The following is a 19614-nucleotide window of genomic DNA, read 5'->3' on the forward strand; positions in this document are numbered from 1 at the left end:
CCTCGCGGGTCGTTGGCGTGGTTGGTCGTCATCGGGGTCACGCGCAGGAGCCCTTCTTGAGCAACGGCCCGCCGGTGACCTTGTTGTCGCAGGCGATGGTGTTGCCGCCCGCGGTGTCGTTCACGCCGACGCCGTTGCCGCCGGCGAGGTCGATGATGTTGCGGCGGAACACGTTGCCGGTGCCCCAGCCGTTGACGATCTCGTGCGTCTGGAAGCCGTCCTCCTGGGTCCCGGTGCCACGGTTGCCCTCGATCAGGTAGCCGTTGCCCTTGACGTCCACCCAGGAGTCGTTGACCTTGTCGCCGCCCATGGCCGAGCCGTCGAACACGTTGCCGACGATCCGGCCGCCCTTGGTGCCCTCCTTGATGTCGATCGCCTCCGCCGTGGCCCTGATGACGTTGCCGCGCACCACGTTGAAGTCGCTGTTGTCGACGCGGCCGCCGGAGAACTGCTTCCAGTTGGACTGCGCGGTGCCGAGGTAGACGCCCTCGCCGAACTTCTCCCGCCGCTTCCCGGTGTTGTAGATCTTGTTGTACTGCACGGTGTTGCGGGTGGAGAAGTTGCGCAGGTGGATGGCCTCGTCGCCGATGTCGTGCACGGTGAGGCCCTGGACGATCGAACCGGTGGTGGTGTCGGCCATCACGCCCTTCTGGCTGTTGCGGACGGTGAAGCCCACCAGCCTCCAGTGCGCGGCCTTGTTCAGGTGGAAGGCGTAGCCCTTCTTGATCCCGCCGCCGTCCAGCACGGCGTCCGGGCCGCCGCACAGGAAGATCGGCTTCTGCGCGGTGCCGGACGCGGTGGTCACGAACTTGCCCTCGTACGTGCCGGCGTTCATCCGGATCACGTCGCCCGGGCGCGCCGACCGTAGCGCGTCCTCCAGTTCCCTGGTGCCGCTCACGGTCTTGGTGGGGGACGGGCAGGTTATCTTGCCCTCGCCGTCCGGCACGGGCAGGTCGAAGCCCGGCCCGGGGGTGAACACGTCGTCGCCCCGGTCGTCGTCGCCGTTGTCCTCGCCCTCATCGCCCTGGCCGCCGTCCTGGCCGTCGTCCCCGGACGCCGCCGGGCGGTTCTGGGACGTCCCGGACGAGTCGTCGCCGTTCATCCCCGCCAGCAGGAACGCCAGCCCCGCCATGAGCAGCGCGCCGACCAGCAGCCCCACGAGGAACTTCACATCGATCCTGGTCGTCACATGCCCCCCGTCCTCTCGGCGAACGCCCCCACAGGCTCGCCGTCGGGCAGCGTGTGACCGTTGGGCGATGGCTCGGGCCGGGCGCGCCGCAGGACGCGCACGGGGCGTTCTTCCAGTTTGCGTTGCTTCTCATAGGGGTGTGCGCCGCGCCGCCCGATCCGTATCTCCGCGTGCCGCGACCGGTACGCCGAGATGGCCACGAGCAGGAACACCCCCGCCCAGATCAGGTTCATCGGCTTTAGGGTCCGCTTCACCCACGTCCCGAATCCGGCGGTCTTGTGCCAGGCCCGGGTGTTGTTGCCGGTCGCGGCGTAGCCGCCGGTCGCCCGGCCCACGTCCAGCGCGCTGGTGCCCGTCCCGCCGATCGTGTTGCCGGTGACCCGCGTCCCGGCGACGGAGCCGGTCAGCGTGACCCCGTGCCGGGACGCCGACTGGACGGTGTTGCCGATGAGCGTCCCGGTGGCGCGGCGCAGGTACAGGGCCGTCTCCGCGCCCGTGATGACGTTGCCCGCGACCGTGGCGCCCGCCACCCCGTCGCGCAGCACGATCCCCTGCCGGTCGGGCTCGCTGACCTGGTTGCCGGAGATCTGCACGCGGGTCGCGCCGCTCCGGACGACGATGCCCATGTCGCCGCCGCTGATCCGGCTGTTCTGCACCGCCGCGTTGTCGCCGCCGATCAGCTCGACCCCGTACCTGCGGTTGCCGCGGGCGGCGCTGCCGCTGATCAGGTTCCCGCCGAACGCGGTGGTCGACTCGCCGGACGCCGAGGGCCCGTCGGCCAGCGGCTCCCCGTTCAGCGTGAAGCCGTTGCCGCCGTTGCCCTCGGCGCCGCAGCCGGTGATCCGCACGCCCTCGGTGCCGCGCGACAGCACGAACCCGTCGCCGCGGCTGCCCCGCACCGTGGTGTTCTCGATGACGGTGTTCTTGGCGAACCGGTGCAGCAGCACCCCGTGCACCAGGCTGCCGCTGATCGTGTTGTTGGTGAGCTGGGTCTGGTTGGCCGCGGTGACGAACAGGCCGTAGGCGTTGCCCGTCACCGTGGTGTGGTCGATGACGCCGCTGACCAGATTGGCCTGCGGAACGTAGTACATCGTCCGCCCGCCGGACCCGGACGGCGAACCGACCTCGATCTCCTCGCGGTCGCCGCTGTTGGTGTCGCGTTCCCCGCTGGGCAGCCGGATCGCGCGCGGGACGGCGGGCGCCCCCACCGGCTCGGCCGCCGAGTCGGGACGGTCGCTGCCGGTCAGCGCGAGCCCGCCGGTCCGCCCGCTCCAGAAGCCGAGGTCGGAGACCTGCGTGTAGGTCATGCTGAACTCGCCGCCGATCGCCCGGATGTAGGCCCGGCCGTCCGACACCTCGGTGTCCGGGCGCCGGGCGTCGTCGTTCCAGCTCGTGAAGCGCACCGGGTTCTGCGCCGAGCCGTTCACCCGGATGCTGGCGCCGAAGCCGACGATGGAGGTGAACGAGCCGGGGACGCTGCGCAGCCGGATGGTCAGCGGCCCGGACGCGTTCTGCAGCACCAGCTTGGCGCCCTCCACCGCAAGGATGCTGGTGGTCAGCAGGTACGACCCGTCCGCCTGCTTCTCCAGAACCCGCCTGTTCTCCAGTTCCGCGATGTAGTACGGCTCGCGGCGCTGCGGGAGCACCAAAGTGCGGCCGTTGGCGGAACTGGCGGTGTAGGGCTGCCGGACCTGGGCGGCGCGGCTCCCGCCGTCCGCGAGCCGCGAGTCGTGATTGGCGCGCACCTGCATGATGCGCGTGTCCTCCTGGTCGACCAGCGTCGTCTGCTGCCGCGCGGACGCCGGCGTCACCTCGTTCACGCCCGGCATGTCGCCGCCCCCGTTGAGGGCGTTGACCCGGTATGCGTACGTCCCGCCGCCCACCAGGCCGAGGACGACGACGGTCATGACGACCTTGCCGAACGCCCCCTTCTTCGGGGGCGCCTCCGGCGGCTCCTGGGGCTCGGGCGCCTTAGCGGGCCCGGGGGGCGTGGGCGAGTGCTTCATCCCGTGCCTGGCCATGTCAGATGCCCTCCGCCTCGGGCCGTCGCTTGGGCTGCGTGAGCGCGGCACCTGTGGCGCCTGCGCCACCGCGCCGCAGGTGCCACACTCGCCGTTGCTCCAGGGGGCGCTGCAGCGCGTACGGGTGCGTTCCGCGGCCGCCTCTGCCCTGGCCGCGCCGTCCCCCGGACCGCGTCATCGTGAGGACCACCAGCATGAAGACCCCCGCCCAGATGAGGTTCATCGGCTTGGCGTACCGCTGCACCTTCATCCACAGCGACGCGGTGTCGTGCCAGCCCTTGGTGTCGTTGCCCTCCTTGCGGACCCTCCCGTGCGAGCCGGACGTGCTGACCGCGCTGGTACCCGAACCGCTCAGCGTGTTGTTGCGGACGGTGGACCCGTCCGCGGCCCCCCGGAACGTGATGCCGTGCTCGGTGGCGCCCTGCACCACGTTCCCGACCAGCGAGGCGTTCGCGTTGCGCAGGTAGATGCCGGTGCGGGCCCCGACGACGGTGTTGCCGGCCAGGCGCGCGTCGCGCACCCCGTCCCGCAGCGCGATGCCCTGCCGCACCTGCCCCTCCAGCCGGTTGCCGGAGATCTGCACGTCGGTGGCGCCGTTGCGGACGACGATGCCCATATCGCCGCCGATCACCCGGCTGTTCTGCACCGACAGCCGCTCGCCGCCCAGCAGCTCGATGCCGTAGTGACCGTTGTTCCTGGCCACGCTGCCGTTCACGGAGCTGTCCCCGAAGCTCTCCAGCGACTCGCCGGACGCCGAGGGGCCCTTGGCCAGCGGCTGCCCGTTCAGCGTGAACCCGTTGTGGCCGTTGCGTTCGGCCACGCAGTCGGTCACCCGCACCTTCTCGGTGGCCCTGGACAGGACGAACCCGTCGCCCCGGCTGCCGGTCACCGTGGTGTCGGCGATCGTGGCGTTCTTGGCGAACCGGTGCATGAGCACGCCGTGCACCAGACTGTTCACGATCCGGTTGCCCTTGATCTGGGTCTGGTTGGAGCCGGAGACGAAGAGGCCGTAGGCGTCCCCGCTGATCACGCTGTTCTCGATCGACCCGGTGACCAGGTCGGCGGCGGGCACGTGGGTGGCGGTGCCGCCCGGCTCCTCGATCTGGATGTCGCCCGGACCGCCGCCGCCCGAGCCGCGCTGCCGGTTCTGCTCAAGCCGCCGCCGCTTGGCCTGGTTCCGCTGCTCCTTGGTGAGCCGCTTGGCCGCGTTGGCCGGGCGTTCGGTGCCGGTCAGCGCGATGCCACCGGTCCGCCCGCTCCAGAACCCGAGATGCGACACCTGGGCGTGCTTCATCTTGAGCTCGCCGCCGACCGCCCGGATGTAGGCGCGGCCGTCCGCGACCTGTGTGTCCGGCCCGCGGGTGCGGACGTCCCAGCTCGAGATCCGCACCGGGCCGCGCGCGGTGCCTTCGATCCTGACGCTGCCGCCGAAGCTGACGATCGAGCTGAACGCCGACGCGGTGCTCGCCATCCGGATGTGCAGCGGCCCGGACGGGTTGCTCAGCACCAGCCCGGCGCCGTCCGCCACGAACAGGTGCGCGGCCAGCAGGAACGATCCATCGGGAAGCTTCCGGAAGTACTTGCCACCGATCCGTACCAGGTCGGCGACGGTGTAGGGGTGGCCGCTCACCGACGGTGGAAGCACCAGCGTCTTGCCGTGGCTGGACCCGAAGACCTTCGGCTGCTTCAGCGCCGCTGTGGGCGCGCCCCCGCTCTGCATGATCGCCGCCAGCACCGAGCGGATCTGCATGATCCGCTGGTCCTCCTGGTCGACCAGGGCGGCCTGCCGGACGGCGTCGTCGGCCGGTCCCGCCTTGGCGTGCGCCGCCGGCGGCGCGGCCTGGGCGTGCGCCGCCGCGACCGGCCCGGCGAGCGGCACGGCCAGGCCGGTCCCGAGTGTGAGAGCGCGCATGATCATCCCCCCGTGCCGCCCGCGCGGGCGGCGATAATCGGACCGGCTCATCCGTGGCTCGTCCCGTGGGGCGCGCCCGACGGGGCCGGCCCTGTGCCGTGGTTCTGGTGCACCCCGTGCGCACCCGTTCCGTACATGGGAGGGCCGGGAACATGAGCCGCACCACGCGCGGGGCGTGGTCCGGGGCCGTGGACGGGAGCCGGGCCCGGAACCGGCGCGTGCGCGCGGCCGGGAGCGTTGGCCGGCGGACCGGCCACGTGCGACGCGGCGGGGGCCGGGCGTGAGGCCGGGACGCCCATGCCCTGAAGGGAGCTGGCGGTCTGCCCGGCGCCGCCGATCTGGTCGGCGCTGCGGGTGAGCCAGCCCTGCTTGTTCATGGTGACGAACGCGTACAGCTTGATCGGCAGTGAGATCATGATGACCACGAGGGTGGTCAGCGGCAGCAGCAGGATCTCGCCGGGGTGCCGCTTGAGGTGCGACCAGCCGCGGATGCCCCGGCCGAGCAGCACCCAGCCGATCGCCAGGCCGACGCCCAGCGGGGTCAGGTTGCCCAGGATCCGGCTGAAGATCAGGTAGCCGAGGGTGACGCCCATCGTGACCGGGGTGAGCAAAATCTGCAGCACCGTGACCTTGGTGACGAACGGGGTCTTCCAGAGCCAGCCCTTCCACAGGGCCGTCAGGTAGCAACGGTAGGAGTTGCGGCTCCACCGGATCCGCTGCTTGAAGAACGCGCGGAAGGAGTCGGGGAACATCGACACGGCGCGGGCCGACGACTGGTGCACGGTCTTGTACCCCTGGGAGAGCACCAGCCAGGTCAGCCGCCCGTCGTCCCCGGCGATGCAGCGGCGGCCCAGGAAGAACTCGTTCTCGAGGTGCTCCAGCACCGGCAGGATCACCGACCGACGGTAGGCGGCGGTGCGCCCGGACAGGCAGGCGACCCCTCCCTTGGAGCCCATCGCCGGGACGTAGTCGTAGTAGCGCAGGTTGACCAGCCAGTCCGCGATCCGCCGCCACACGCTGGTGGTGCGCTGGTAGACGTTCTGCTGTGTGCCGACGCCCCCGACCTCCGGGTCCTCGAAGGGCATCTGGACGGCGTCCAGCAGGCCCGGCCGCCACCAGGTGTCGGAGTCGGCGACCACCACCAGCTCGGATTTCGCCGCGCGGATGCCCACCCCGAGCGCGGACCGCTTGCCCTGGTGCTCGTAGATCAGCACCTGGAGGCGGGGGTCGGTGACCTCGGCCAGCCTGCGATGGGCGTCCTCGTCCGCGATGTCGACCACGATGATGACCTCGGTGGGATCCTGCGCCAGCCAGCTTTCCAGGCAGCGCATCAGGATCTCCGGGTCCTCGCGGTAGGACGGCACGACCACCGAGACGGTGGTGCGGAATCCGTTCACCACAGGTCTGTCCAAGCGGGACAGGATCACCCTGTAGAGCCAGAGCGACCAGACGAGCAGGCCGGCGATTCCCAGGGGGACCAATTTGCGCCAGTCGCCCCCTGCGGTAGCCCCCGCTATCGCCTCCCACGCGTCATTCAGCCACCCCGAGACAGACGACAAAATCCCTCCTCTGTCGGCCGAAGGGGAGCTCACCACCCTGGTGACAACGGCCTCTACCAGTAACGACCATCGATCCAGCAGAATGGTACAGATTGCCGGAAGCGGTCAGATACCGTTCCGGATCCGGCCAAGATAGGGGATTGCGTGACCGGCATCGGCCGTTCCATCTCCCGTTGCACTGCCGTTTCCAAATGGAAACGACGATGCCGTTTTGGCAACCTGCCGGATTTCCGCCGGACACTTTCCTGAAATCTCGGGCCGGGAGAGAAGACCGATGTCCGATTTGTCCAGAATCAGGGGACGCATGGCGGGCGTGATGGGATTACCGGTGTGAGTTGTCTCACGCTCGCCCCCCATCGTGAGCCCCCGATGTGAACATCGTCACTTCGCGAGGAGAGGGCCGAACCCATCGGACCTGCTGGATCTGGCGGGAGATGCCTGGCTTGGGGGCTTGCCACCGGTTACCAACGGGTAGCATGATGTCGAGTTACCGGCTGGTAGACAGCACGCAGCGGGGCCGTCAGGAGCACCGCCGAACAGACGGAGTGTTCGATGGGGCATTACAAGAGCAACCTCCGCGACCTGGAGTTCAACCTCTTCGAGGTCTTCGGTCGCCAGGAGCTGCTGGGCACCGGTCCCTACGAGGACCTCGACCTCGACACGGCCCGCAGCATCCTCGAGGAGGTCAACCGGCTGGCGCACGGCCCGCTCGCCGAGTCGTTCGAGGACGCCGACCGCAACCCGCCGGTGTTCGACCCCGCCACCGGCACGGTCACCATGCCCGACAGCTTCAAGAAATCCTTCAAGGCATGGCTGGACGCCGAGTGGTACCGGCTCGACCTGGCCGCCGAGTTCGGCGGCGTCGGCGCCCCGCGCAGCCTCGCCTGGGCGGTGTCCGAGCAGGTGCTGGGCGCCAACCCGGCCGTCCACATGTTCTCCTCCGGCCCCGGCTTCGCCCAGATCCTGCACTACATCGGAACCCCCGAGCAGAAGCGTTTCGCCGAGCTCGCGCTGGAGCGGCTGTGGGGCGCCACCATGGTGCTCACCGAGCCGGACGCCGGCTCCGACGTCGGCGCCGGACGGGCCAAGGCCATCGAGCAGCCCGACGGCACCTGGCACATCGAGGGCGTCAAGCGCTTCATCACCTCTGCCGAGCACGACATGGCCGAGAACATCTTCCACCTCGTGCTGGCCCGTCCCGAGGGCGCGGGCCCCGGCACCAAGGGCCTGTCGATGTTCCTGGTGCCCAAGTACCTGGTCGACCTGGAGACCGGCGAGCTCGGCGAGCGCAACGGCGTCTACGTCACCAACGTCGAGAAGAAGATGGGGCTCAAGGTCTCCACCACCTGCGAGCTGACCTTCGGCGAGAAGCACCCCGCCATCGGCTACCTGGTCGGCGGCGTGCACGACGGCATCCGCCAGATGTTCCTGGTCATCGAGTACGCCCGGATGATGGTCGGCACCAAGGCCATCGCCACCCTCTCCACCGGGTACCTCAACGCGCTGGAGTACGCCAAGGAACGCGTGCAGGGCGCCGACCTCACCCAGATGACCGACAAGACCGCGCCGCGCGTCACCATCACCCACCACCCCGATGTCCGGCGCAGCCTGATGACCCAGAAGGCGTACGCCGAAGGCATGCGCGCGCTGGTCATCTACACCGCGACCTTCCAGGACGCCATCCAGATCGCCGCGCACGAGGGCCGCAAGGACGAGCGGGCCGAGAAGCTCAACGACCTGCTGCTGCCCGTGGTCAAGGGCTTCGGCTCCGAACGCGCCTACGCGCTGCTCGGCGCGGAGTCGCTGCAGACGCTCGGCGGCTCCGGCTTCCTCCAGGACTACCCGATCGAGCAGTACATCAGGGACTCCAAGATCGACACCCTGTACGAGGGCACCACCGCGATCCAGGGCATGGACCTGTTCTTCCGCAAGATCCTGCGGGACAACGGCGAGGCGTTCGGTCACCTCGCCGCCGAGATCACGGCGTTCGCCGGCGGCGACGCCGGCAACGGGCGGCTCAAGAACGAACGGGACCTGCTCGCCCGCGCGCTGGAGGACGTCCAGGGCATGATCGGGACGATGACCGGCTGGGCGCTGGGCTCCCTGGAGAACCCCAGGGAGATCTACAAGGTCGGGCTCAACACCACCCGGCTGCTGCTCGCCCTCGGCGACCTGATCGTCGGCTGGCTGCTGTGCCGCCAGGCCGAGATCGCCCTGACCAAACTGGACGGCGCAGCGCCGACCTCCGGTGGGGACAACCCGCGCGAAGACAGGCCGACCGCCCTCAGGGCACCCGGCCAGTCGGCCCAGGACCGCGACTTCTACACAGGCAAGGTCGCCGCGGCCCAGTTCTTCTGCGCCACCGTGCTGCCCCGCCTCACATCGGAACGCGTCATCCTCGACAACACCACGCTCGATGTCATGGATCTTCCGGAGGCGTCGTTCTAGTCGTTACCGAACGCGCCTCCACGGCGGGGGTGGGAGAGTCCTATGCTCGCGTCCATGTTCGCGTCCGGGCCGCCACGCAGACTCCTCGCCCCCGCTGTCTCCCTGGCCTGCCTGCTGACCGCCGCCGGGTGCGCTGACAGCGGTTCCCCCCAGTCCGTCGATCCGCCCATCTCGCGCCAGGGACCCGCACAGCCCACCGCCCGGCCCGCCGGGCAGTTCACCAAGGAGGGCTGGTTCGGGACGGCGGACGGCCTGCACGCCCGCCTGGAGATCAGGTCGGTCGAACGGCAGAGCGCCAAGACGGTGCTCAGCTACACCGTCACCTCGCTCGACAACGCCACCAAGTCCATCCCGTTCACGCTGGCGCTCCTCGACCCGATCGGACGCAAGCTCTACCGTCCCCTCGGGACCCAGCCCGGCGCGACACCCCAGAACATCCAGTTCGCCCCCGGAACGTCCCGCGACCTGACCGCCGAGTTCCCGCCGGTGCCCGCCACCGTCCAGCGGATCACCGTCCTGAGCCTCGGCACCGCGGGCGAGTACACCGGCATCCCCGTGACCGGCAGAGGCGACTCACCGTCGCCCACCACCTCCTCCACCCCGGCGCAGCCCACCAACCCGCTGGACCTGTACGACATCACCGAGGGTGCCGTGAAGGACGTCGCGGCCAGCGGCAACGACGTGAAGGTGAACCTGCGCGCCGACGTGCTGTTCGAGTCGGGCTCCGCGGAGCTCACCGAACGCGCCAAGCAGGTGCTCGACCAGGCCGCCCAGGAGATCCGCGCCCAGGGCGACCCGTCCCGCGGCCCGATCACCATCAACGGCCACACCGACAGCCAGGGCTCCGACGCCGACAACCTCACCCTCTCCAAGGAACGCGCCGAGACCGTCCGTGAGGAACTGGAGAAGCGGCTCGGCGCCACCTACCGGTACACGTCCCAAGGCAAGGGCGAGACCGAGCTGATCGCCAAGGAGGGCGGCTCGGACGACGCCCAGGCCCGCGCCCGCAACCGCCGCGTCGAGATCTCCTACATCGTGCGGCAGCAGGCCCCGGGCGCCACCACCGCCTCCGGACGCGGCACCACAGCCGCCCCCGCCGCGTTCCGCACGTCCGACGGCAGAACGGTCGCCAGCCGCTACGCGACCTTCGGCGAGGAGAAGAACAAGCGCCGCCTGGACGTCAAACCGTTCTACCGGGACGGCGCCTACCTCGTCGCGGTGTTCGAGGTGGTCAACGAAGGGCCGGGCACCATCCCCCCGGACGCGGTCTACCCCCACAAGGACTACCTGGGCGGCGCGTTCACCTCGTTCTCCGTGAGCGTCCCCGGCAGCACCGACGTGTACCGCGCGGTCCGCGTCGGCCCGCCCGCCGCCAACAGCGCCACCTACGTCGACCCGGGCCGGGCCACCTTCCGCACCGCGGCCAACGAGCCCATCCGCGGCTTCGTCTACATCCCGGCCCCGCCCGGCGACCCCTCCACCGTCGTCTTCGACGCCGGCCCCTTCGGCAAGGTCGACAACGTCCCGGTGTCCTGACACGTGTGGCGACCGATCGCATTGGATAGTTAAAGGGCACGGCTCCGAAACGTCTGGCGGAGGTCATCGATGGGTGTCGGCGTCAGCATCTTCACGATCACCCTTGGGCTGATCCTCAAGTTCGCCATCGCCGAGGACGCGATGACCGACCCGGTGGACATCCACGTGATCGGCGTCATCCTCATCATCGTCGGCGGCGCCTCGTTCGCGCTCCAGCTCCTGCTGATGATGCGCATGCAACGCAGATCCCCCGAACCAGGCGGCCGCCTCCTACGCAACCGCTACCCCGACCCCGACAACGACCGCGGCACCCCGGACAACCACCCACCGGCCTAGCCCCTGCGAACGCCCCACCGGTCACGTTGGCTGGGGTGGCCATTGGGGTGATGGGCAGGTGCAGGCGGAACGAGGCAGGTCGGCGACCTCCTGCGACAGGTTCAGTGTCGGCAGGGCGGGGCGCTGTTCGATGAGAGCGCCGGCGAATTCCTCCGTGGCGCGGTGGGGCGCCACGTCCCTTCCGTCGAACAGGTCCGTCAGCAGGGCCAGGAGCGCGTCGACCCGGCCAGGCAGCGGCGAGCCGGGGTCGGCGTAGGCGACGGTAAGCGCGGCCCCGATGTTGGCGGACTTCCAAGGCCCTTCCTTCTCCTCGGTGATGTCGAGCCAGCGCTCGATCGTCCCGGTGAGCCGGATCGCGCCCACCAGAGCCGAGCCCGCGTCGTGCGCCGCCGCCGCCAGCACCTGCAGAGCGGCGCGATCGCGGCAGCTCTTCACCTTGAACGATTGGGCGTTCGTCGCCATCGCCGCGTCCTCGTTCCACAACACGACGTGCGGGATGCCGAACAGCGACAGCGTGCTGGACGCGCGGTGCAGTTCGTACTTGCCGAACGCGTCCAGCACCCCGACGTTGGGACCGAGCCCGGCCAGGTGCCCCTGCCGGGCCAGCCAATCGAAGAACAGGACGTCACTCGGGCCCTCCACCACGATCACCTGGTCGGCGAAGAACGCCGCCGCGCGGCGGGCGTCCAGGTCGTACAGGACGCGATGGCGCTCCTCGTCGGCATTGGTGATCCGCGCTTTCGTGAAGCAGTCCATGGACGCTCTCGCGTAGGTCGACCGGAGGTGGATGGCGTTCAGCGCGGCGTCCACCCGCTCGGGCGCGGGCGACACCGCGTCGATCCGGTGGACGGGACGCTGCACCCGCACGATCGCCTCGGGCGGGGTCTCCGCGGCGGCCAGCATGGTGGGGTCATGCGTCGTGATCGTCACGGCGGAATTGCCGGACTCGACCAGTTTGCGCAGGTCATGAGCCAGCCGGGTGACCTGCGCCGGATGCAGGAACGCCTCGGGCTCCTCGAACAGGATCCACCTGAAAGCGTTCCTCTCCGCCTTCGCCCGCAGCTTCGCGGCCGCCTGGATCAGCGCCGCGATCAGGGCGCGCTGCACACCCGACCCCTGCGACTCCAGCGGACGCCGCGTCCCGCCCTGCTGGACGTTCAGCGTGATGAGATGCCTCATGATCAACTCGTCGGACAGGTCACCGACGTTCACCCGCACCGACAGGCCCCACGCCTTGAGCGCGTCGTCCAGGTCGCTCTCCAGCTCGGTGATCGGACCCTTCGCCAGCGCCGTCTCCAGGGCGGCGAGGCTTCCCCGCAGGCCCATGAGCAGGCCGTCGATCAGTTGCTCGGAGAAGGCCAGCAGCATGACGTCCCGCAACGGCGTCGGCCCGGACGCCGAGGTCTGCTCGCCCATCGGCGAGATCGTCGGTATGTAGACGCACTGGCCGAGTTTCGCCGCCGTCGTCCAGCCGGTGTGCTCCGGTTCGCCGGCGTCGCCGTCTCGCGGGATCCGGTAGTAGGCCCCGGCCTTTCCACCGGCACCGTCCGTCAGATACCGGCGGATGCGGCCGACCCCGCCCTCGACCGGCCCGCCGAAGACATCGTCAGCCTCGTCCGGGCTGACCTCGTAGTCGATCTCGACCCAGGACTCGCCATCGGTTTCCTCGTCCCAGGGACGGTCCCGCTCGGGGTCCCAGTCCAGCGCGCCGTAGAACAGGCGGACGGCGTCGAGAAGGGTGGTCTTGCCCGCGTTGTTGGGTCCGATGAGCGCGCTCATGGGACGCAGGTGCATCTCCACGTCCAGGGCACCACGGACGTTGCGCACGGCGACGCGTCGGGGGCGCATGGGGAAGATTCCTCCCTATCGACGTGGTCAGCGAGGCGGACGTGTCATCTGGGTAGGAAGGGGCTCGCCGCTCCGGAATGGGACACATACAGCCGGTCGCGGGCGCGGGTGCAGGCGACGTAGAGCACGCACCGCTCGCGCTGCATGCTCTCCCGGTGGGCGGCCTTGTCCACATCGGCGGGCACGATCGCACGGGGGTGCGGGACGAGCCCCTCCTGGACGCCGACGACCGCGACGCACTGGAACTCCAGCCCCTTGAGGCTGTGCATCGACCCCGCGCGGACGTGCGCCCCCGCGCCGGTCGGTTTCTCGGTCTTGATCCCCAGCGCGCCGAGCCGATCCCGAATCTCCTTCACCAGGTCGTTGGTGCGGGCGGCCACCGCGATAGCTCCCGGCTCGACGCCGTCGCTCAGCCACGACCGGACCTGGGAAACGGCCGCCTCGCGCTCCTCGTCCCAGCTCCGGAACCGCCGGACGATCGGGCGCCGCCCGTGCATCGGCGACTCGTACCCCTCAAGGCTGTTGTCCCAGCCGTCGAGTTCCTTCTCCGGGGTCAGCCCCAGCACCCGGACCGCCCAGTTCAGGATCTCCTGGGTGGTCCGGTAGCTGACGGTCAGCCGCTGTGTCCGGCCGCCGGCGATGCGCACGCCGGTGTCGCGCATCGACACCCGGTGCTGCCAGATCCGCTGGTGCGGATCGCCCGCGATGAACAGGTCGTCCGCGCCCTCCGGGACGGCCGCGCGCACCAGCCGCCACTGCGCCGGATGCAGGTCCTGCGCTTCGTCCACGATGATGTGCCGGTACGGGGGCACGGCGCCCGCCCGCAGGATCCGCGCCGCCTCGTCGGCGACTTGCAGGTAAGACCACATGTCGCGGGCCTGTAGCCGCTCGCGCAGCCGCTCGATCGCGTCCCAGACCGCGCGGCGCCTCGACTGCGGCAGTGGCGCGCCCCGGCCCCTGCGGTCGGCCTTCGCGTAGTACGCGAAGTCGGTGATGTCCTGTGCCAGCAACACGTGCTCCCACTCGTCCACCAGGAACTTGCCGGGATGGTCCGGGTGCAGCCCATCGGCCATCGCGTGAAGCTCATGCGGGGCTTCGACCACATTGACGCTGCGGCCGAGGTGATCGTGAAGGACGCGGGACGCGACCTGCGCGAGGGTGAGCACCTCGATCCGGCCGCGCTCGGCCGGGTCTTCGATGAGCTGGCCGAGCTGCCGAGCCAGCTCCGTGGCCAGCGGCCTGCTGAACGTGGTCATAAGGATCGGCGGGCCGTCGCCGCGCCAGTCGCCGTACCGGCGGGCGAGGTGCGCGGCTCGGTGCAGCGCGGTGACGGTCTTGCCGGTGCCCGCGCCGCCCGTCACCATCATCGATCCCGGATAGCTGTCGCGGTAGGCGATCCGCCGCTGCGCCGGGTGCAGGAAGATCCGCCACAGCGCGAACGGCGGCCGCAGGATCTTGGCCAGCTCGTCCGGCCCGTCCACCAGCGTCACCTGGGCGGGCGTGCGCTCGATGGCGGCGGCGAGATCGTCCGGCTGGACCTCCTCCGGACGTGCCTCGTCCACCAGGCTCTTGCTGATCTCGGCCCACGCCTGCTCGGGCGACATCCCGGACGCCAGCGCCACCAGGGCGTCGTACTGCAATTCAGGGAGAAGAATCTGCAGCGCGTTCAGATGCGCCTCGCGCTTAAGCAACCGGACGAGCGGCAGCACCTGGTCGTCGATCCCGAGGGCACGCAGCTCGCCGTCCTTCACATGGTCGAACAACCCCGGGCTGGGAACGAGGTCGGCGGCCGTGCGCAGGGTCTCCCCCATGCTGCGCATGCCCGTCTCGTCCCGGACCTCCAGGACGCCGAGGACCTGGTTGACGGTGAGCCGCCGGCTGGTCGCGTAGGCGATCGCGTCGTCGTGCGGCAGCACCCGCAGCAGGCAGTACACGTCACCCGACTCGGGGGCGAGAACGACGCCCCGCCAGAACCGGTCGATGCGGATCGTGCGGATGCGCGGATCGGCGGCGGACTGGAGTTTCTCCAGGTGCAGGCCCGCGTGGGTATGCTCGGCGAACTTCTCGATCGTCCGCTGCACGGCACGCCGCACCGGCTTCTCCAGGGTGGCGTACTCGGAGAGAAAGTCCTTCGAGATCGCCAGTTGCGGCACCGGGGGGCTCCTCTTGGCGGCATCGGGACGTGTGGAATTCTCATGTTAGGACTCCTGTCAGGAACCGCGTGGCGATAATGGTCAGCGATCTCGGAGCCGTACGTCGAAGTGGGGGAGCGCGCCCGTGGCGAAGCTGACGTTGCCGCAGTTGGAAGCGCATCTGTTCGGGGCGGCCGACATCCTGCGCGGCAAGATGGACGCCTCGGAGTTCAAGGAGTACATCTTCGGGATGCTGTTCCTGAAGCGGTGCTCCGACCAGTTCGACGCCATCCGGGAACGCGTCGTGAACGACCTGGTCGCCCAGGGCCGGACGCGCGAGACGGCCGAGAGCCTGGCCGAGAACCGCGCCTTCTACAGCGGTGGTGACTTCTTCGTCCCGGAGAGGGCCCGCTGGAAGTACCTGGTCGACAACTCGGGTAAGAAGGGCGTCGGCGCGCTGCTGAACAAGGCCCTCGCCGCGCTCGAAGAGGCCAACGTCACCGCGCTGGACGGCGTGGTCGGGCACATCGACTTCGAGCGCAAGGTCGGCCGGTCGACGCTGTCGGACCAGAGCCTGCAAAAGCTCATCAGGCATTTCAACCGCCCCGGCTACCGGCTGCGCAACGACGACTTCGAGTTCCCGGACCTCCTCGGTGCCGCCTACGAGTACCTGATCGGGGAGTTCGCCGACTCGGCGGGCAAGAAGGGCGGCGAGTTCTACACGCCCCGCGCGGTCGTCCGGATGATGGTCCGGCTGGTCGACCCGCACGAGGGAATGCGTGTGTACGACCCGTGCTCGGGTTCCGGCGGCATGCTGATCATGTCGAAGGAGTATGTGGCCGAGAACGGCGAGAACGCCGACGACCTGTCGCTCTTCGGCCAGGAGGCCAACGGCGGCACCTGGGCCATCTCCAAGATGAACATGATCCTGCACGGCATCGTGAATGCCGACCTGGAGAACGACGACACGCTCGCCAAACCAAGACACGAGGACGAGACCGGCCGCCTGCTCACCTACGAACGCGTCCTCACCAATCCGCCGTTCTCCCAGAACTACGAACGCGCCGGGATGGAACACGAGGACCGTTTCGAATACGGATGGGCCCCGGAGACAGGCAAGAAGGCGGACTGGATGTTCGCCCAGCACGTCCTCGCCGTCCTCCGCCCCGACGGCATCGGCGCCACCATCATGCCGCACGGCGTCCTGTTCCGAGGCGGCGCGGAACGCGATATCCGGACGGAGGTCATCAAGGCCGACCGCCTCGAAGCCGTCATCGGCCTGGCGCCCAACCTGTTCTACGGGACGGGCATTCCCGCGTGCATCCTCGTCCTGCGCGGAACCGAGCCCCGCCCCGCGTCCCATCGCGGCAAGGTGCTCTTCATCAACGCCGACCGCGAATTCACTCCCGGCCGCGCCCAGAACTACCTGGACCCTGAGCACGCCGAGAAAGTGGTCGCCGCGTACCGCGCCTACCTGGCCGATATCAATGGCGAGCTGGAGATCCCCGGCTTCGCCCGCGTGGTCACCGTGGACGAACTCGCGGAGAACGACTTCAACCTGAACATCCGCCGCTACGTCGACAACACCCCGCCCCCCGAACCGCAGGACGTCAGGGCTCATCTCCACGGCGGCGTCCCCAAGTCCGAAGTGAGGGACCACGAAGCCGCTTTCCAGTCGTACGGCGTGGACGTGCACGAGCTGTTCGTGGAACGCGACGAGGACTACTACGACTTCCCACCCGAGGGCTGGCAGCAGGCCGCCGACCGTATCCCCGCCCTCGCCGCACCGGCCGAACAACGCCTCCGCGACGCATTCGACGGATGGTGGGACCGCCACAGCAAACGTCTACGCGAACTCCCCGGCAACCGCCGCGTCATGGACGTCCGCGCCGAACTACTGGAGTCGTTCGTCACCGAACTGGAGCCCATCGGCGTCCTGGACCGCTACCAGTTGGCCGGCGCGGTCGCCTCATGGTGGGGCGGCGTCCAGGCCGACATCCGCACCCTGGCTTGGAACAAGTTCAGCGGAGTGGTGCAGGGCTGGCTGACCAGCATCCAGACGGCCTTCGACGACGAAGGCACCGCCGCCGTCCTCAACGCCCAACGCCGCGCCGCCGAGAAACGCAGAGCCAGGGAACACCCGGTGGTCCCCTTGGTCCTGGCCGACTACCTCACGGAACTGGAGGAGGCCGAAAACCTCCGCGCCGAACTGGACGCCAAGGTCAAGGCCCTCACGGCTGCTCCAGAGGACGACTCCGAGGAAACGGAACCCGTCGATCCCGTAGAGGTCAAGCGCGCGAAGGAACAACTCACCGCCGCGAAGTCGAAGGTCCGCAGGTTGGAAGCGGAGTTCGTCGACAACCTCGCACGAGGCATCCGGGAGATTCAAAAATCGGAGGCAGAGCCGGACCTGGTGATGCGCATCCTCAAAGCCGACCTGGCCCGGCGCCTGGACACCCGCATGACCACCGGCCGCCGAGCCCTGACCGAGCGATACGAGATGTGGGCCGACAAGTACGCCGTCACCCTGCCCGAACTGGAAGCTCGGCGAGCAGCCGCGTCTGACCGTGTCCACCAGATGCTGAGGGAGCTCGGCTATGAGTGACCTTCCGCATGGATGGCGCTGGATCAAGCTCAAGGACTGCGGGACCTGGTGGTCAGGAGGAACGCCAGCTACGGACGATCCGCGTCTTTGGGGTGGTCATATTCCTTGGATAAGCGCAGCCAGTCTTAAGGATTTTAAGATCAGAGACTCTAATCGCCGTGTAACCCGACTTGGAAGTATGGCGGGGACGAAGGTTGTTGACGCCGGTAACGTCCTGTTCGTCGTGCGCGGAATGAGCTTGAAGTCTGAATTTCGTGTCGGGGTGACGCGGCGAAGCGTCGCTTTCGGGCAAGATTGCAAGGCAATTCTTCCCCTGCCCTCAGTGAATGGCACATTCCTCGCGCTGGCCCTCAAGTCGCGCGAGCGTGACATATTGGCCATGGTGGATGAAGCTGGACATGGAACAGGGCGGCTGCCTACCGATCTTATGGCCAGGCTAGAAGTTGCGATTCCCTCCGATGCTAATGAGCAGCGGCGGATCGCGGAGATCCTCGATGCCCTAGATGACAGTATCTCCGCAGCGGGTGATCTTATAGCGAAGTTGGATCATCGGCTTTCGGGATTGAGGTTGGCAATAATTGATAGTCTTTTTGGCTCCGATATGTCTCGCGTTGGGGATAAATTTGAAGTAAGAGCAGGCATAACCTTGGGTCCATCCAGGTTGCCGTCTCGCCGGGCGAGGCCCTACCTGCGTGTTGCCAACGTACAGCGTGGACGTCTCAACCTATCGGACGTTGCCCAATTGGAAGTATCTGCCAGCGAGGACATGACTTATCGTCTTCGCAAAGGGGATCTGCTCGTCGTCGAAGGGCATGCAAATCCGCATGAAATTGGGCGCTGTGCGCAAGTGGCTGATGGTGCGGTCGGACTCTTGTATCAAAACCATCTTTTTCGCCTCCGGAGCGGATCCATCATCCCAGAATTTGGTGAGCTCTGGCTGAATTCAGAGGTGGCCAAAAGATATTGGCTGCGCATGTGTGCAACAAGCTCTGGGCTTTATACCATCAATTCGGAAATGCTTACCAAGCTTCCCTTTCCTGATATTTCGACGCAAGATCAATTGCGTATCGTCGAGCCGATCTCGGCTCTCAGGGCTCAGATCGAACGCGAGGCTGAGGTGCTGGCTCGCCTTCGATTGATCCGAGAAGGGCTGGCGGCCAATCTATTGAGTGGGCGGGTGAGGGTTTGACCTGGTGAGACAAATAGGCATGAGGGCCAGATAACTTCTCCGTGGCCTTCGGCGTATGTGCGGGTGCCGGATATCTTGGCGTAAATGTTGACGACGGTAAGGTTACAGCGCCTCCGTCAGGCCTACGTGTACATCTGTTCTGTGAGCCCGGACAGGCGTAACCCCCGGACGCGTTGTCGGTCCGAGGGTCGCCGTGTGTGCGGGGGCTCAGGTTTGAGCGGCCTTTAGGGCGGCCTTGAGGTCCTGGGGCGTCACGACGAGCTTGGGGCCGTTGGGGTCCTTGGAGTCTCGGACGCCCACGGCGTTGCCGATGCGGGCCAGTTCGACGCAATGACCGCCCCCCTCAGACCCGCTGTGACTACTCTTCCGCCACATCGTCACCACCGAACTCCTCCATGGTCTTTCTGGATCAGGCTTTTGAACGGGCCTGCGGGAGCGCTTCAGACGCCGGCAGTCTTCAGGGCGGCCTTCAAACCTTGAGGCGTCACGATGAGCTAGGGACCGTTGGGGTCCTTCGAGTCCCGGATGCCGACAGCGTCACCAATACGGGCCAACTCGACGCACGTGGAGCCGCTTTCTCCTCCGCTGTAGCTACTTCTCCGCCATGTCTTCGCCACCGGACTCCTCCACGATCTTCTGGATCGCCCCCTCGGCACTACGTCGGTTCGGGGGCTGCCCTGTGTGCGAGCGCTCAGGTCTGAGCGGTCTTCAGTGAACCTTTTTCAGTGGCGGCGGAGAGGTTGCTGGTCACAGCATGATCGCGAGCGGTGTGGCGGGCCGGGTGCATGGCAAAGCCCCTGGTAGGACGGGTGATCTTCCACAACCCTCCGCCCCCACCA

13 protein-coding genes are annotated in these 19614 nt (G+C 68.3%); 5 read left to right on the forward strand and 8 right to left on the reverse strand.

The window, feature by feature from the left end; translation table 11 throughout:
* Positions 1 to 37 precede the first annotated feature (37 nt).
* From QSK21_RS31310 to QSK21_RS31325, 4 genes are read right to left on the reverse strand one after another with little or no spacing between them, the layout of a single operon-like run.
* Positions 38 to 1189: a right-handed parallel beta-helix repeat-containing protein gene (locus QSK21_RS31310; RefSeq protein WP_285701106.1), complete on the reverse strand. Its 1152-nt coding sequence runs from the start codon at positions 1187 to 1189 to the stop codon at positions 38 to 40.
* Positions 1186 to 3210, reverse strand: coding sequence for a right-handed parallel beta-helix repeat-containing protein (locus tag QSK21_RS31315; protein ID WP_285701107.1), 2025 nt, complete (start codon positions 3208 to 3210; stop codon positions 1186 to 1188). Before QSK21_RS31315 ends, QSK21_RS31310 begins: the two co-directional genes overlap by 4 nt.
* A 1-nt stretch (position 3211) precedes the next feature.
* Complete coding sequence (locus tag QSK21_RS31320) at positions 3212 to 5122, reverse strand: right-handed parallel beta-helix repeat-containing protein (RefSeq protein ID WP_285701108.1); 1911 nt, start codon at positions 5120 to 5122, stop codon at positions 3212 to 3214.
* Between the two features lie 47 nt (positions 5123 to 5169).
* Complete coding sequence (locus QSK21_RS31325) at positions 5170 to 6534, reverse strand: glycosyltransferase family 2 protein (RefSeq protein ID WP_285701110.1); 1365 nt, start codon at positions 6532 to 6534, stop codon at positions 5170 to 5172.
* A 699-nt stretch (positions 6535 to 7233) separates the two neighbouring features.
* On the opposite strand from QSK21_RS31325, the gene QSK21_RS31330 reads away from it, so the two are divergent.
* From QSK21_RS31330 to QSK21_RS31340, 3 genes are all read left to right on the forward strand, one after another.
* A complete protein-coding gene (locus QSK21_RS31330) occupies positions 7234 to 9129 on the forward strand; it encodes an acyl-CoA dehydrogenase (protein WP_285701112.1) in 1896 nt (631 codons plus the stop codon).
* Positions 9130 to 9171: 42 nt separating this feature from the next.
* On the forward strand, positions 9172 to 10665 hold the full coding sequence (locus QSK21_RS31335; protein WP_285701113.1) for an OmpA family protein: 1494 nt from the start codon (positions 9172 to 9174) through the stop codon (positions 10663 to 10665).
* A gap of 69 nt (positions 10666 to 10734) precedes the next feature.
* Entirely contained in the window at positions 10735 to 11001 is a 267-nt protein-coding gene (locus QSK21_RS31340; protein WP_285701115.1) for a DUF6458 family protein, read from the forward strand.
* 21 nt (positions 11002 to 11022) lie between these two features.
* Here the strand turns inward: QSK21_RS31340 and QSK21_RS31345 are convergent, their stop codons facing one another.
* Together QSK21_RS31345 and QSK21_RS31350 are read right to left on the reverse strand one after the other, a co-directional pair.
* Positions 11023 to 12849, reverse strand: coding sequence for an ATP-dependent nuclease (locus tag QSK21_RS31345; protein ID WP_285701117.1), 1827 nt, complete (start codon positions 12847 to 12849; stop codon positions 11023 to 11025).
* Between the two features lie 44 nt (positions 12850 to 12893).
* On the reverse strand, positions 12894 to 15002 hold the full coding sequence (locus QSK21_RS31350) for a UvrD-helicase domain-containing protein (protein WP_285701118.1): 2109 nt from the start codon (positions 15000 to 15002) through the stop codon (positions 12894 to 12896).
* 124 nt (positions 15003 to 15126) lie between these two features.
* Between QSK21_RS31350 and QSK21_RS31355 the strand changes: the two genes are divergently transcribed.
* Both QSK21_RS31355 and QSK21_RS31360 read left to right on the forward strand, forming a co-directional pair.
* Entirely contained in the window at positions 15127 to 17586 is a 2460-nt protein-coding gene (locus QSK21_RS31355; protein WP_285701119.1) for a type I restriction-modification system subunit M, read from the forward strand.
* Positions 17579 to 18775, forward strand: coding sequence for a restriction endonuclease subunit S (locus QSK21_RS31360; RefSeq protein ID WP_285701121.1), 1197 nt, complete (start codon positions 17579 to 17581; stop codon positions 18773 to 18775). The genes QSK21_RS31355 and QSK21_RS31360 overlap by 8 nt, the downstream gene beginning before the upstream one ends.
* Before the next feature lie 207 nt (positions 18776 to 18982).
* On the opposite strand, the gene QSK21_RS31365 is transcribed toward QSK21_RS31360, so the two are convergent.
* Entirely contained in the window at positions 18983 to 19150 is a 168-nt protein-coding gene (locus tag QSK21_RS31365) for a DUF397 domain-containing protein (RefSeq protein WP_285701122.1), read from the reverse strand.
* A gap of 119 nt (positions 19151 to 19269) precedes the next feature.
* A complete protein-coding gene (locus tag QSK21_RS31370) occupies positions 19270 to 19431 on the reverse strand; it encodes a DUF397 domain-containing protein (RefSeq protein WP_352231351.1) in 162 nt (53 codons plus the stop codon).
* Between the last annotated feature and the right edge of the window lie 183 nt (positions 19432 to 19614).

Source organism: Actinomadura sp. NBRC 104412 (assembly GCF_030269515.1).
In the GTDB taxonomy this organism is placed as follows: Bacteria; Actinomycetota; Actinomycetes; order Streptosporangiales; family Streptosporangiaceae; genus Spirillospora.